The following is a 14,309-nucleotide window of genomic DNA, read 5'->3' on the forward strand; positions in this document are numbered from 1 at the left end:
AATTATTATTTATTGCCAGAAAGGGGCATCACGATCTTTGTCCGATAAATACAATGGTGCATTTTCCAACAGGGGCCAAGCGATCTCCAGCGTGGGATCTGACCAGTTCAAGGTTCTCTCCAACCGAGAGTCATAATAATCAGTACACTTATAGAGCACATGGGCCCACTCACTTAGCACATAGAAGCCATGAGCAAAGCCGGGGGGGATCCACAAAGCAGAGCTCTCTTTATCACTGAGCAGTTGCCCAACCCATTGTCCACGAGTCGGGCTGCCCTCTCGCAGATCAACAGCTACATCAAAGATGGCGCCAGTGATAATCTGTACCAGCTTCCCTTGAGGCTTCTCCTGCTGATAATGCAGGCCACGCAAGGTTCCCTGCCGAGAGCGACTCAAATTGTCCTGAACGAAGATAAAATCACCACACCGTTGCCTAAAGGCTTCATGACGAAACAACTCCATAAAGCTGCCACGCTCATCCTCATAACATAGGTGGTGGACAAGAAGTACATCAGGGATATTCAAGGAAGTCAGATGCATAGAGGTTATCGTTGAGATATGAGTGTAAAGATATATCACTCAATATCATTTCAAATCAATCCCAATCAAAGTTTGCAAAACCCAAGGTCGGTTGCACCAGCCGTAACAAGTAATCACCATATCCACTTTTCTCAAGAGAATAAGCCAACAATTTGAGCGCATCATCGGATATCCAACCACGGCGCCAGGCGATCTCCTCCGGGGCGGCCACCTTGAGCCCTTGGCGTTTCTCCAGGGTCTGGATGAAGCTGCTCGCCTCCTGCAGGCTGTCATGGGTCCCAGTATCCAGCCAGGCAGCACCACGCCCCATGAAACAGACCTCCAGACTTTGCTGTGCCAGATAATGGAGATTGACATCGGTGATCTCGAGCTCTCCCCGTGATGAAGGGCGCAGGCCCCGGGCAATCTCGCTTGCCGTGGCATCGTAGAAATAGATGCCCGTCACCGCATATTGACTGGCAGGAGATGCCGGCTTCTCGACGATCGACTCGACCCGCCCCTCACCGTCGAACCCCAGCACACCGTAACGTTCGGGATCCTGTACATGATAGGCAAACAAGGTGGCGCCTTGCGTCTTGGCGCTCGCGCGCTGCAACTGGCGAGGCAGCTCGGTGCCATAGAAGATGTTGTCCCCCAGAATAAGGCAGCAGGAGCTGCCGGCCAGAAAGGGTTCGGCGATGAGCAGCGCTTGCGCCAGCCCGGCAGGCTCTTCCTGCACTGCGTAGCTAAAACGCATCCCCCATTGGCTGCCATCCCCCAGCAACAGCTCGAAGCGAGACAGATCCAGCGGCGTGCTGATGATCAGAATGTCACGGATACCCGCCTGCATCAGGGTTGAGAGGGGGTAATAGATCATGGGCTTGTCATAGACCGGCAGCAGCTGCTTGCTGATGGCCAGCGTCGCCGGATAGAGACGGGTGGCCGATCCCCCGGCCAAGATGATGCCTTTACGCTGGTGCATGAAGCACCTCCAGAGAAGAATAGAGAACCATTAAGACGCGAGCCACGTCATTCATCTTCACACTGACTGGCAAGCCAACGGCTGATCAGCACTTCCCAAGCCGGAATCTGGATCCCGAAAACAGTGGAAAACCGTCGACAATCTAGCCTGGAGTTGGATGGTCGACGGGCTGCCTGGGGCCAGTTTGCAGATGTAATGGATTTTATCGGAACGGGCCACGCCAGCAGACCAAGCCGACAACCTTCCTCTACCAGGGCTGAGGCCACGCCATGCCAGCTCGTCTCGCCTGCGGGGCAGAGATGATAGAGGCCGCCCTTGTCTGGCGCCTTCACGACCTGTGTCAGCGCCAGGAGAACGGACGTTGCCAGCCAGTCCACCTGGGTCGGCGCCCCCCACTGATCCGCCACCACCTCAAGGGGCTGGCCCTCGTTGGCACGGCGCAAGATGGCTCGGGCGAAGTGTGCCCCCTCCCCACCATAAAGCCAGCTGGTGCGCACGATCAGATGATGGGGACACAGACTCTGAATAGCCTGCTCTCCGGCCAGCTTGCTGCCACCATAGACATTGAGCGGGGAAGGCGTATCCACCTCGCGCCAGGGATCGTTGCCGGAGCCATCGAACACATAGTCGGTGGAAAAATGCACCAGCAGCGCCCCCCTGGCACCGGCTTCCCGGGCAAGCAGTGCGACGGCCTGATGATTGATGCGCTCTGCCAGCTCGGGCTGGCTCTGGGCAAGATCGACTGCCGTATAGGCCGCACCGTTGAGGATGACATCAGGCTGATGGCGGTTCAGGACGCTGATCAGCGCATCGGGGTCAGTGATATCACACACCTCCCTGCCAAGGGCCATCACCCGCCAATGGGGATAATCCCGGCACAGGGCAGAAAAAAGGGCTCGTCCCAACTGGCCACGCGCTCCCAGCAACAAGATCCGCATCGGGATTACCTCGCGCCAAAACCGGTCAGGATGGTGCGGATGGTCTTGAACACGATGAGTACATCCAGCCAGAGGGAGAAGTGCTTGATGTAGTAAAAATCGTGCTCGATCTTGATGCGGGTATCATCGGCATCGGCAGCATATCCGTGCACCACCTGCGCCCAACCACTGATCCCGGGCCGCACGATATGACGATACATGTAGAACGGGATCTCCCGCTCGAACTGATCGACGAAAGTGCGTTGCTCCGGTCTTGGCCCAATCAGGCTCATGTCCCCTTTAAGGACGTTGAAGAACTGCGGCAGCTCGTCGATGCGCAGCTTGCGGATCACCTTGCCCACCCGGGTGACGCGCATGTCACCGTCCTGGGCAAACTGGGCGCCGGCTTTTTCCGAATCCTTGCACATGCTGCGGAACTTGTAGATGCGAAAATCCTTGTTCCCCTTCCCTACCCGGTTTTGCAGGAACATCACGGGGCCCGGACTCTCCAGCTTGATAAGGATCGCCGTCACCAGCATCAGGGGGGAGAACAGCGGGATCGCGATCAACGCGGCCAGAATGTCCATTCCCCGTTTGATGAAGGCATAGACGGGGGACGGCAAGAGGGAACCAAGCTGGTTCTCATGGAGATGGTCTATTTTCACGCGCCCGGTCAGGGTCTCGCTGATCTGCTTGATGTGATAGACGGGAATATGAGCCAGGGCGCAGTGCGCCAGGAAACGTTCCCACTCACCCGCCAGCTTCTCATCCCGAAGATCTGCCACCACGGCGTCATAACGTACGTCCCCCAAGTCCGGTCCATCCAACAGACGCCACTGCACGCAGGAGTGCTGGGTCAAGACCTGATAGTCGCCAAAGGGCAACAAGGCATACTTAGGTGTCTGGTAGCGACGACCAATGAAGTAAACCAGCCAGCAGCATAGCAGCGCCACCACATATGACTCGAACAATACCTGACGGCTGTAAGGCAGGCGCAGGAAAAAGAGGATCCCGACCAGAGCACCATAGAGGGTAGTCACAGTCGGTATCATATATGCAACCGGACTCGCGCCCGGATAGCGCAGGAAGCGATGCAGCACAATGCCGGTCAGCAGAAACGCCACAAAGGCACCGCTCAGAGTATTGATCCGGACAGCATCGAGGTGATGCCAGAACTCCATGCCCCATCTCTCAATGGCAGGCAGACAAACCGCAAGCAAAGCTCCGAAGATGAACAAGACTGGAGGGTTGAATAATACACGCTCATACCAGCGTGAGTGACGACGTTGAAATGACAAAGACACCCTCCAAATAAAATATTAACTATATGTTATTACACAGAACTAGAGTTGAAAGACGACAATAAAGACTATAGCTGATTTATTAAAAAATATTTAATAACAAGAATAATGCTAGAGCTAGTCGATCACGAGTTCGACGCCTTAGTTTATTAACTCTAACAAGAAGATATAAATTACCTTTATAGCCATTTGCGAGGCCAAATCTGAATATGGCTGAGTTTTGTAAACCCAAATATCCAGCGATATTCATCACTTGTTTACGATACCATTTTGACCTAATTAATAAAAATCGCTTTTTGGCTGCTTTAATATTATTATTAGTACCAACTTGATTATTAGCATGTTGCCGATAGCGCATCATTGGTTCTGGATCAATAAACCAACGATATCCGCGGCTACGTGCAAAGGCATAAATAAGCCAGTCATGCAACTCGATATCATCACCAATTTTTTCATAGTGCATAAGCAACCATGTTTTAAATTGGATGATTACATCTCTTTTAAACACATAAGTGCAGCCTGGACCTGCTGCTTCAAATAGAAAATCCCATTTACACTGTAACTGTGATTTATCAATTAACATCTCACGGCCATCTTCCCAAAAAGCGATAACATTGGAAGAGTAACAGTCATATCGATGTAACTCGCTGATGGCCTTAGTTAATTTATCTTCATGCCAAATATCATCCTGATCGCTGAAAGCGATATAATCATAACCATTCAAATCGGTATCAGCTAGTAGCCTAAAGAAGTTTTTACCCGCACCACCGAATTTAAAACCATATGGTAATACCGTTATATTCTTATTTTTTGTTGTGTAAGATTGACAGATATCAAGTGTCCTATCTGTTGATTCATCGATGCTTATATAAATGTCAAGTGAAATATTATTTTGCTCGATTATGGAACTTAGTTGCTCTTCGATCCACTGTTCACCATTATAGGCTGAGAGTAAAACTGCTACTTTATGCATTGTTAATTATTTTCATTTACTTGAAAAATTTCACGAACGGCATCTAATTTCTGATAACCAGTTTTAGTGTCAGCCTCTAGATATGCACACTCAGACCACTCATTCCATGCATTAATAAAAATAAACTTGTGCTCATGGGTAGCAACTTTTTCCTTCGCAATACTCAATGCAGTTTTAAATGATTCAAGAGATACTCCAGAAAAAAAAGTGGCTCTTTCTTTGTAGCGTGGGGCATTATCCCAATCGGGAAATACCACTGGATATACAGGTTTGGAATAAAAAGTGTCAGAGTCTAGCTTCATTGTAGATATATAGTCATCATACTTAAATTTCTTATATGAATTTTTGTTGTATAAACACCCTAATTTTAGTTGTAAGTTTTCAGGCAACCTTCTGAGCACGCTCTCTATATATTTTATGTAGATGGGTGATTTCTTGAGATGGCAGTTTATGGAAAATCTAGGCTGAAAATTCATAATCATATCGAATTTTTCATATACTTTTTTAGCGTCCACAATATCATATGCACGAAGAGCGATAAGGTGGACTCCTGCAAAACCATCACTTTTTGCTTTATTATTTATAAAATCAACCCATTTATCTAATTCTTTAATTAATTCAGCTCTATAAATACAAAGCATTGGTTTATTATTTATTTTAACGTATCTAGAATCGAAGAAAAACCGTCTTAAATATTCATAGTGGCGATTCCATACTGACTCATCAGGCTTATGCTCTTGTTTAATTAAGATATCATTAGGCTTCCCAATCCATTGTCTTGTCCAAGTTTCATTCGCCCAAGTGATAAAGTATTCAATATCAATACTCTTATCAGAGTAAATGTTATTAATTGGAGCATCTAAAAGAACTTTTCCATCAAACCAATAATGGTAAAAATTAAATCCAGATATCCCGTACTGCTTTGCCAAAGTGGCTTGAGCCTTAATTACATCAGGGGATGATTGATCATAGAAACCATTAATTGGAATACGCGGCTGAACCTGCTCAGCACTTACTGCTTTTGATATCTTAACCAGTTCCCAATCTGTAAAACCCTGCCCCCACCACTCATTGTTTTCAGGCGTCGGATAAAACTGAGGAAAATAAAATGGATAAACTTTATATTCTTGCATAGTCATTTTGTTAGCAACTTTATCGCATGTTTTATAAAAATGAAACTTTTAAATTTCATTGCCATTTTAACGGAATAAGCAAACATATATATTACATAAAGAAACAAGATCAACGGCCTTTCTTTCAAAAACCGTAGCCAAAAGAGATTAACTTTATATAATATGGATGAATACTGCCCTATATTATTATTTGAAGGATGGTTACTAATATCATGAACTAGGACCGAATCTAATAAAAAGTATGAATTCTCATATTTACGAAACTCATGTGAGAAAACAGTGTCCGTGCCATAAAAATCGACTATATCTGGATATCGAAAGCCTGATTTAATGAAAAACGCCCCTCTAATAATCATACCACTATTAATTGCTGCAATATGCTTCGACGAGTTTATTCCTATTTCAAGTGTTTTAATTTTCCTACTGAAAAACACATAGCTGTAGTAGGGGCTATACAATCCACCACCCGCTTGTACTTGTGGTAGAAATAAATTTATCTCTTTACAATCACAATGAACTCTCAGAAAATCTGAAATATACTCCTTTGGCAAGCAAGTATCATCATCCAGTAATAAAAGAAATTCTTCTTCATTTAAATTTGAAATCCGTTCATTATAGATTTCTCGGAGAGTTCTATTTGTCGGATCGTGAACATAGCTAACACTGTATTTTTTACGTAGACATTCTAAGAAAAACTCATCCAATTTTGACTCGAGAGAATTATCGTCTATATATAATATAAAGTTAAGGCTTTCATTATACATAGGTATTCTTTGACTTAATAAAGTCTGTAATGTTAAGCTATCCCTCATGTCTTTTTCATAAATAACAACTTGAATATACATTTTCATTTTATTACCACTCTAAAATATCAGCCTACCTTATATATTCATCAACGATTAAGACAACGCAATATAATTTATACCACTTTATGAAGGTCATATTTTTTTAATAATGCAAGGCCGTATAATCCCTATTTACACACTCTCTATTTTGGCTTACAAGCTTATTGAACTGAGCTTAGACATGAATTATCTTCATGATGATTTTTCTTTAAAGATAGCAATCCTATTATGATTAGGAAAAAAGGGAAAACTATTTTGCTCAGAAATGCAGAATTAATTAGCAGTGAAATGAAAATAATAAACAAGAAAACATCTAAATTATACCTCCTAAGTTGATTAGATAATACAAATGAGGGGGTTACAAAAAATAGCAACAAGAAAAATATAGTAAGAAATAAACCAAAATCTAAAGTTATAAGCATTAAAGCACCATCTGTAACTATTCTATTTATTGTGTTCATAATTTCAGCAGGAACACCGACCAACCAATAGTCATGCAGGTATGTGAGACCAAGAGCAATATCATCTAATCTGGCACTATCTGAGGTTGCTGTATCTCCCATAAATATGAGGCGGTATACTATATAGCTAATATGTTCCCAAAATATAAAAACAAGAGCACACACGACTATAAATGAAAATAAAAATAGACTTAAGGCTTTCGTTATAGAATAAAAACGAAATACAGTAATAGAAACTAAAATAATAGAAAAAATGATAGAAAGTCTTGACGCATTTAAAATTAAAATGAAAAAAATAAAAAATAAAAATAATAAAGATGAAAGACCCCGTTGTTCTGAAATGGGATTAACGTTCATCATGAAATATAAAAAGCATAACAACAAAAAGCTAAATTCTATTGGATTTGCAGCGACCAGACCATTTGGCTTGGTATATTTCAGTGCCCCTAAATATGATTGCGTATGATATGCCACACCATCTAAGTTAATTAAAGGCACTCTAATTAATGCATTTGGTAAAAAGGATTCAAAAAAGAATTGAGCAACACAAATAAATATTGTAATCAATATTAAGTTTCTTACCGTATTTATTAAAGATAAATATTGATTATTATCAACTTCTAAAATCACAAATAATAATGAATATGGGAGAAAAAATAATAGGAACGTTTTAAGGTAAATCTCTCCAAAGAATGCAGCATTAACACTCAATTTAATTAAAAATAGGAACACAAAAATCAGCAACATCACGGCATATGGCAGAGAGCATTTCTTAAAGCGGCCATCTATAAATATTCCCAGCCATAATAAAACTAATAAAGCATAAGTAATAATAGTACCTATACTGAAAGATAAATCTATGCCAAATAATCTTAAAAAAGAAATCATCCATCCTTGTAGAAATAACGATATTATCGTAATTTTTAGTATTAAAAATCTATAGACTTTCATATATTATCCACATCTAGAGCACGCGCCTCCAGGCTATCTATTCGTCACTTTTATTTTGAACTAGGTTCGAAATTATCACGTAATATCTGTGCATTTCGATTTCTGCACCGTTCACTGACTGCTCCAATAACAATGATAACTGGGGTAGGCATCCTTGGCCCCCTATTTAAATCTGACATAAACACATTTGACACAAATATAAATATGTACTGTTTGGCCAGATGCCAGCAATCATTTGCATGCAGTATCAATATTGAGTGTTCTTGTTGGGATACGTGAGATACTATTCACGGTTAACTATAACCTTAATCTCGAACCACACTTCTCTAATGAAGAGGCGAAGTGAAGAAGATAAAATGTTGAAGCTGCATAGCGTAGAAAATTTAAAGTTCTAAATAATCTTACAAAATAGAGAAAACATAGAATACTCCCCCCTTCCTTCCCCAAAAGAAATAAGATAGATTTATATGTATAAAATAATAATTAAAAAACTTTCATTCCCTATACCATTTATTCATAATAAAATTGACCAGCTGCATAGAAAACTCCCCCCCTTCCAATACATGGGCATCATGAAATTTAATTAAAGTATCAATCTTATTTAGATTGCTTTCTACCGAAATGGCTTTCAATATGACAAGTAGCTCATCCCAGTTACCTGCGACCGGATAACCACTTATCAATTTCGAGTAGTCAAAATACATATCCCTATCTAGCAACAAATATTTCTCAATATCAAATGGTGCAAATATAATAGGCTTCTTAGAAAGACAAAAATCAAACATAATACTTGAATAGTCAGTAATCAAACAATCGTAATTACCTATAACATCATAAATATCATCATCAGATGAGATCTTGATATACCTGCTATTACCAACCTTGTCAATTATATTTTGCGGCGGTCTGTTAACTGGATGCGTTCTTAAGGTAAGACAGATTCTATGCTGTACTAAAAAATCAATTAATTTTTCAAAATCAAAAAAATAATCACTATTGAATAAAGAAACTTCATCACCAATTTTATCCCGAAACGTAGGCATATATATGACTTGAAATAGGCTGCTTTCTATTTTATATTTTTTATCGCTAATAAAAACATCATTTCTTGGGTAACCTGTTTCTATTATCCTATCGAGAGGCATAGAAAATGCGGTTGCAAAAAGGCTCGACACTTTCTTTCCTGTACTAACCATATAATCATAAAAATTATTATTTAGATATTGATATACCCATGTTCTATGCCATTTTCTTGCTGTTAGATTATCATCTAATCCAATCTTCTTTAATGGTATTCCATGCCATAACTGAATCCTTTTAGTCGTAATACCAATAAATGCTCCATTTAGATCAGTATTAATAGAATGGCCAACGAAAGCTATTTTTGCTACAACCTGATAGTATATTCCCTTCAAACTCAGGTGATAATATATATCTAAATCAAGTCCATATTGTCTTTTGGCCCTATTTATCAACTGTTTATCTTTGCAAATCCAAATAACTCTAACGGGAAAATCTCTCAACGCTCTAACACGGTTGAAGAGATATTTTGGGTTGTCGGCGAATCGATGGCCAAACCAAGCACCAAAGACCCATATATTTTTATTTTTTGGAATAAGTGACACTAGTGCTATCACGGCAAATCTAAATATATAAAAAATATAACGTGTCATCACCTTCATATTTTTCAATATAGCCCTCAAGTAATTAAAATAGAAATAAATATAGGAGCAGGTTTAAAATCTTCTTGATGGGTATCCGCGAAATACATCATGTTGCTGAAAATATTATGGCTACGATGTACGCCTTATATATTTTTATCTATGCGGATAAATAACCAATATGTTAAGTAGCATTGAAATATCAAACCGAATAGAAAACATCAATTTAACAGCTACGGAGTATATACCTAGAGGATGAACAACAAAACTACCCTTCCTACAGTTCATAATTAGCTAAAAATATATTTTTTATATCAAAAGTGTTACCCGTTAGTTTTTTTAAACTCTGATTAATACCTTTTACGACCCTATTTTACGAATGAAATAATAAAAAAACGATATCCTAAGTAACATTACAATGGTTTCGACAAAAAGGACGCTATAGCATACATTAATTGCTGATATCATACCCTGCATATACATCAAAAACAAACTTATTAATTGCAGTGCAGCTCCCCATAATACCGTCTTATTTGCAATATCAACACGACCAATCATTGAAAATGCCGGATAACCAAAATTAATTCCGATAAAGGTCACAACAGAGGAGATCAAAAAAACTCTCAAAATGTCACTTGCCTGAGCAAAATCTTGGCCATAAAACAATGATAATATTTCACTTGAAAAAAAATAAATGATGGAACAACCGAGAGCTAGAGGCAGTGTAAGTAATACAATAAACTTATAAAAAATTTTGGCATTTGGGGTATGAGTCAGATACGGATAAAGTGCTTGAGTTACAGGAGCTGTGACTCCTTGCCCCGCCTGATATAATTTTTCTGCGCTGGAATATAGTGCAGCTTGTTGAGCACCACAAATAGAACCGACAATGAAGGTACTGGCACTTGTATAAATACCTACAGCAGCGCGCGACATAAAAAACTCTACACTACTAGAAAAGACCTTCCAAACTAAATCCATTGAAGGGAAAGAAAACCAGTAGCCGGCATTTTTTAGTAACCTGGAACCAATCACAGCAGCTATAATGTTACTGCCAGCTAAACTATACATTACAAGATGTATATCATTTTCATCTCGGATCAGTAAAAACACTAAAGCCATATATAGTATTTTGGCTGTTACTAAACTAATTGTAATATTTTTCATCTTTTCAATTCCTTGAAAAAACCAAGTTAACTGAAAAGCCTGTGAAAGAATAACTAAAACAATAGAAAACAATACTAGGTTGGAGAATCCTATCTGTGGCATTAGCCAACTATAAATAACAACACCCGTTGAGCTAATTATGGCAAGACATAGCTTAATAATGGTTACTGAACCTAAATATTTGGCAACCTTTTCTCGCTGTTCATGATATCTAGCAACCCAATGAGTACCAGAAAGATTAAAACCAAAATCAGTTAATATCATGGCAATGCTCGTCATCGACATAGCCATAACAAAGACACCAAATTTCTCAATTCCCAGTACACGGGTCAAATAAGGCAACAGTAATAATGGTGCTATATAATTGGAAAACTGAACAAGTAGCAGAAATGCAATATTTTTGTAAACACGAATCTCGCTCACGTAGCTTACCCCCTTTGCCGTTGCAGATTATTCCTGAATATTCGTACAACCTTTTTGATATATATTATATATTTCAAGCTAACGCCTTCATTTTGGCAAAGGAAGTTTTCTATTTTGGAGAGATATAGATTTAAATATTTAGTCATAGCCAGTAACGGGCCATCCTATATATTGGCATTACATCCTATATAAATATACTATCAGGAAACTTAAAAATCATGACGAACACTTAAATTATTTTTACGATAAAACACTATATCTCCACTTGAATACCTTCCATTAATTGTATCAATTATTGGAGCAATGCCTTCATCAACATCCATAACATTCGGATTATTAATTGCAAGCCCCTTCCTTAGCTTAGTATCGATAGCTCCAGGACATAAAACAACGACATCAAATCCGTTTTTTACCAATCCACCGGATAGTTTCAGCACTCCAGATTTAGATGCACAATAAGATGTCCAATCTTTATATGACTCATATGCTGCTGTAGATGATATATTTATTATTCGGCTATTTTTATAGTTTAGTATGGCCCTGCGAGTAACAAGATAAGTACCAATTAAGTTTACATTAATATCTCTTATCCAGAGATAAGGATCGCTATCAACCAATAGGGATGAATATAATACTCCTGCTGCATTAATTACAACATCAAACTTCTTGTCACCCATATAACTGTCAACGGAAACCACATCAGAAACATCTAAATCTTTTTTATTCGGTATGTATATATTAAAATCATTGGATAATCTCTTGGCTAACGTAGATGCAATATCACCATCTCCACCAGTGATCAATATAGTCTTCAATTATTTACCCTCAGGCTCTGGAATCGGGTGACAATCGCTATCTTTTATAAGTTTGACATACTGATCATAAATTCTTTGCTTAAGATTTGTTGAACTAATCCCCACGCCATAAGGCAAATAAAATACCTCAACCCCCAAATCTATCAAATAATCATATTTACCAAACCAGTCATCCCCTATCACAAAGCGAGATACATTCAATTTCTTTACAGTTTCTGTATGATCCAATGTGTGCTGTGGAATAACTAAGTCAGGATATTTCAGCCCTTCAACGATAGCGATTCTTTCTTCAAATGGGATGATTGGAGGCTTCTTATATGTGCATACAAGTTCGTCAGTGCTAACCCCAACAATTAATGTCTCCCCAAGCCCTCTCCCATATCTTATCATTTTTAAGTGATTACTATGAAATAAATCAAATGTTCCTGATACATATACTACGGCCATTTTCACACCTTATATTGCATAGATAGTAATAAAACATTCACAAACAAAAAATATAGAACAATTAACTTATTCACCACAAAAAATTTTAATCATAAAAATATTTTGCATTTTCAAAATGGATCCCATTCATATCTTTTGGGGATAGTTGTGGTAAAAAACAAATTGGCCATTCAATAGCCACATCCGAATCATCCCATATAATTGATGCCTCACTTTGAGGAGAGTAATAATTAGTTGTCTTGTAAAGAAATTCAGCAGTCTTGCTTAATGTTACAAATCCATGAGCAAATCCTTCCGGGACCCAGAGTTGGCGTTTGTTCTCGGCAGATAGATGCACCCCCACCCACTGACCAAAGGTGGGGGAGTTTTTACGAATGTCAACGGCGACATCAAATACCTCACCAACGACACAGCGTACCAGCTTGCCTTGAGCGTGAGGGGGAAGTTGATAATGCAAGCCACGCAATACACCCTGGCTCGATTTAGAGTGGTTGTCTTGGACAAAATTTACTGGATAACCGACCGCTTCTTCAAATTGCTGCTGGTTAAAGCTTTCAAAGAAAAAGCCGCGTTCATCACCAAAGACCTTAGGCTCAATGATTTTGACGTCGGGAATTTTAGTATCGATGATGTTCATTTTGATCTCGGAATCGGGGGACGTTAGTCGTTAGTCGTTAGTCGTTAGTCGTTAGTCGTTAGTCGTTAGTCGTTAATCGTTAATCGTTAATCGTTAATCGTTAATCGTTAATCGTTAATCGTTAATCGTTAATCGTTAATCATCGCCTACCGACCATTAACCGTTCAGACTTTGCCAACCATCTTCAGCAGATATTGACCATAAGCGTTTTTTGCAAGTGGAGCAGCCAGATCACGAACCTGCTCAGCACTGATAAATCCTTGGCGATAAGCAATCTCTTCCGGGCAAGCCACTTTCAAACCCTGGCGATGCTCAATAGTTTGAATAAAGTTGCTCGCTTCAATTAGGCTCTCATGGGTGCCGGTATCAAGCCAAGCATAACCACGGCCCATCATGGCCACCGATAAATTACCTTGCTCCAAGTAGATACGGTTCACATCGGTGATTTCCAGTTCACCACGCGGCGACGGCTTCAGACTCTTGGCGATCTCTACCACGCTGTTATCGTAGAAATAGAGACCGGTGACCGCATAGTTGCTCTTGGGATCCAGTGGCTTTTCTTCCAGAGAGATAGCAGTGCCCTCTTTATCGAACGCCACCACCCCATAACGTTCCGGGTCATGCACATGGTAAGCAAAGACGGTAGCGCCGCTCTTTTTAGCTGCAGCTGCTTCAAGCTGTTTCTGCAGGTAGTGGCCATAGAATATGTTGTCACCCAGTATCAGCGAGCAGGGGTCTGACCCGATAAACTCTTCACCCAGAATAAAGGCTTGTGCCAACCCGTCCGGACTTGGCTGTACCTTGTATTGCAAACTCAGGCCCCACTGGCTGCCATCACCCAGCAATAGCTCAAAACGGGGAGTATCTTGCGGGGTGCTGATGATCAAAATATCGCGAATACCGGCCAACATCAGGGTACTGAGCGGATAGTAGATCATCGGCTTGTCATAGATGGGCAGCAGTTGCTTGCTCACCGCCATGGTGACTGGATAGAGACGAGTGCCAGAGCCACCGGCCAGAATAATGCCTTTACGTTTGGTCATGATGCTTGTTTCTTATGTTCAAATTGCAAAAGAA

The 14,309-nt window shown here is 40.5% G+C and carries 14 protein-coding genes; all 14 read right to left on the reverse strand.

The genetic code is table 11. The features are described 5' to 3' along the window. Positions 1 to 9: 9 nt before the first annotated feature. Complete coding sequence (rfbC, locus tag VZC39_RS13260; RefSeq protein ID WP_434663109.1) at positions 10 to 540, reverse strand: dTDP-4-dehydrorhamnose 3,5-epimerase; 531 nt, start codon at positions 538 to 540, stop codon at positions 10 to 12. Between the two features lie 55 nt (positions 541 to 595). Beyond that, a complete protein-coding gene (gene rfbA / locus VZC39_RS13265; protein WP_434663111.1) occupies positions 596 to 1,501 on the reverse strand; it encodes a glucose-1-phosphate thymidylyltransferase RfbA in 906 nt (301 codons plus the stop codon). A 47-nt stretch (positions 1,502 to 1,548) separates the two neighbouring features. Further along, positions 1,549 to 2,439 carry a dTDP-4-dehydrorhamnose reductase gene (gene rfbD / locus VZC39_RS13270; protein WP_434663113.1) on the reverse strand — a complete coding sequence of 297 codons (891 nt, stop codon included), beginning with the start codon at positions 2,437 to 2,439 and terminating at the stop codon, positions 1,549 to 1,551. Between the two features lie 5 nt (positions 2,440 to 2,444). After that, on the reverse strand, positions 2,445 to 3,599 hold the full coding sequence (locus VZC39_RS13275) for a sugar transferase (protein ID WP_434663115.1): 1,155 nt from the start codon (positions 3,597 to 3,599) through the stop codon (positions 2,445 to 2,447). 202 nt (positions 3,600 to 3,801) lie between these two features. After that, entirely contained in the window at positions 3,802 to 4,692 is an 891-nt protein-coding gene (locus VZC39_RS13280; RefSeq protein WP_434663116.1) for a glycosyltransferase, read from the reverse strand. Positions 4,693 to 4,694: 2 nt separating this feature from the next. Continuing rightward, complete coding sequence (locus VZC39_RS13285) at positions 4,695 to 5,831, reverse strand: glycosyltransferase WbsX family protein (protein ID WP_434663119.1); 1,137 nt, start codon at positions 5,829 to 5,831, stop codon at positions 4,695 to 4,697. Next, positions 5,828 to 6,676, reverse strand: a complete 849-nt coding sequence (locus tag VZC39_RS13290) for a glycosyltransferase (RefSeq protein WP_434663121.1) — start codon at positions 6,674 to 6,676, stop codon at positions 5,828 to 5,830. The genes VZC39_RS13285 and VZC39_RS13290 overlap by 4 nt, the downstream gene beginning before the upstream one ends. Before the next feature lie 155 nt (positions 6,677 to 6,831). Beyond that, on the reverse strand, positions 6,832 to 8,082 hold the full coding sequence (locus VZC39_RS13295) for a hypothetical protein (protein WP_434663123.1): 1,251 nt from the start codon (positions 8,080 to 8,082) through the stop codon (positions 6,832 to 6,834). A 494-nt stretch (positions 8,083 to 8,576) separates the two neighbouring features. Beyond that, a complete protein-coding gene (locus VZC39_RS13300) occupies positions 8,577 to 9,755 on the reverse strand; it encodes a CDP-glycerol glycerophosphotransferase family protein (RefSeq protein ID WP_434663125.1) in 1,179 nt (392 codons plus the stop codon). A gap of 348 nt (positions 9,756 to 10,103) precedes the next feature. Beyond that, complete coding sequence (locus VZC39_RS13305) at positions 10,104 to 11,333, reverse strand: oligosaccharide flippase family protein (RefSeq protein ID WP_434663128.1); 1,230 nt, start codon at positions 11,331 to 11,333, stop codon at positions 10,104 to 10,106. Between the two features lie 209 nt (positions 11,334 to 11,542). Continuing rightward, the gene (locus VZC39_RS13310; RefSeq protein WP_434663130.1) at positions 11,543 to 12,148 is read right to left on the reverse strand and encodes an SDR family oxidoreductase; all 606 of its coding nucleotides are present in this window, start codon (positions 12,146 to 12,148) and stop codon (positions 11,543 to 11,545) included. After that, entirely contained in the window at positions 12,149 to 12,595 is a 447-nt protein-coding gene (locus VZC39_RS13315; protein ID WP_434663133.1) for an adenylyltransferase/cytidyltransferase family protein, read from the reverse strand. It lies immediately after the preceding gene. An 85-nt stretch (positions 12,596 to 12,680) separates the two neighbouring features. Beyond that, positions 12,681 to 13,232 (reverse strand): dTDP-4-dehydrorhamnose 3,5-epimerase, encoded by a 552-nt coding sequence (gene rfbC, locus VZC39_RS13320; RefSeq protein WP_434663136.1) that lies wholly within the window; start codon positions 13,230 to 13,232, stop codon positions 12,681 to 12,683. 164 nt (positions 13,233 to 13,396) lie between these two features. Beyond that, positions 13,397 to 14,275, reverse strand: coding sequence for a glucose-1-phosphate thymidylyltransferase RfbA (gene rfbA / locus VZC39_RS13325; protein ID WP_434663138.1), 879 nt, complete (start codon positions 14,273 to 14,275; stop codon positions 13,397 to 13,399). Between the last annotated feature and the right edge of the window lie 34 nt (positions 14,276 to 14,309).

Origin of the sequence: Aeromonas sp. NJAU223, from assembly GCF_051125555.1 — a bacterium.
GTDB lineage: Bacteria > Pseudomonadota > Gammaproteobacteria > Enterobacterales > Aeromonadaceae > Aeromonas > Aeromonas veronii_G.

Bases quoted from the DNA above. Each gene is read 5' to 3' on its own strand.
- rfbC (WP_434663109.1), bottom strand. From the start codon at position 540: ATGCATCTGACTTCCTTGAATATCCCTGATGTACTTCTTGTCCACCAC.
- rfbA (WP_434663111.1), bottom strand. From the start codon at position 1,501: ATGCACCAGCGTAAAGGCATCATCTTGGCCGGGGGATCGGCCACCCGT.
- rfbD (WP_434663113.1), bottom strand. From the start codon at position 2,439: ATGCGGATCTTGTTGCTGGGAGCGCGTGGCCAGTTGGGACGAGCCCTT.
- VZC39_RS13275 (WP_434663115.1), bottom strand. From the start codon at position 3,599: ATGGAGTTCTGGCATCACCTCGATGCTGTCCGGATCAATACTCTGAGC.
- VZC39_RS13280 (WP_434663116.1), bottom strand. From the start codon at position 4,692: ATGCATAAAGTAGCAGTTTTACTCTCAGCCTATAATGGTGAACAGTGG.
- VZC39_RS13285 (WP_434663119.1), bottom strand. From the start codon at position 5,831: ATGACTATGCAAGAATATAAAGTTTATCCATTTTATTTTCCTCAGTTT.
- VZC39_RS13290 (WP_434663121.1), bottom strand. From the start codon at position 6,676: ATGAAAATGTATATTCAAGTTGTTATTTATGAAAAAGACATGAGGGAT.
- VZC39_RS13295 (WP_434663123.1), bottom strand. From the start codon at position 8,082: ATGAAAGTCTATAGATTTTTAATACTAAAAATTACGATAATATCGTTA.
- VZC39_RS13300 (WP_434663125.1), bottom strand. From the start codon at position 9,755: ATGACACGTTATATTTTTTATATATTTAGATTTGCCGTGATAGCACTA.
- VZC39_RS13315 (WP_434663133.1), bottom strand. From the start codon at position 12,595: ATGGCCGTAGTATATGTATCAGGAACATTTGATTTATTTCATAGTAAT.
- rfbC (WP_434663136.1), bottom strand. From the start codon at position 13,232: ATGAACATCATCGATACTAAAATTCCCGACGTCAAAATCATTGAGCCT.
- rfbA (WP_434663138.1), bottom strand. From the start codon at position 14,275: ATGACCAAACGTAAAGGCATTATTCTGGCCGGTGGCTCTGGCACTCGT.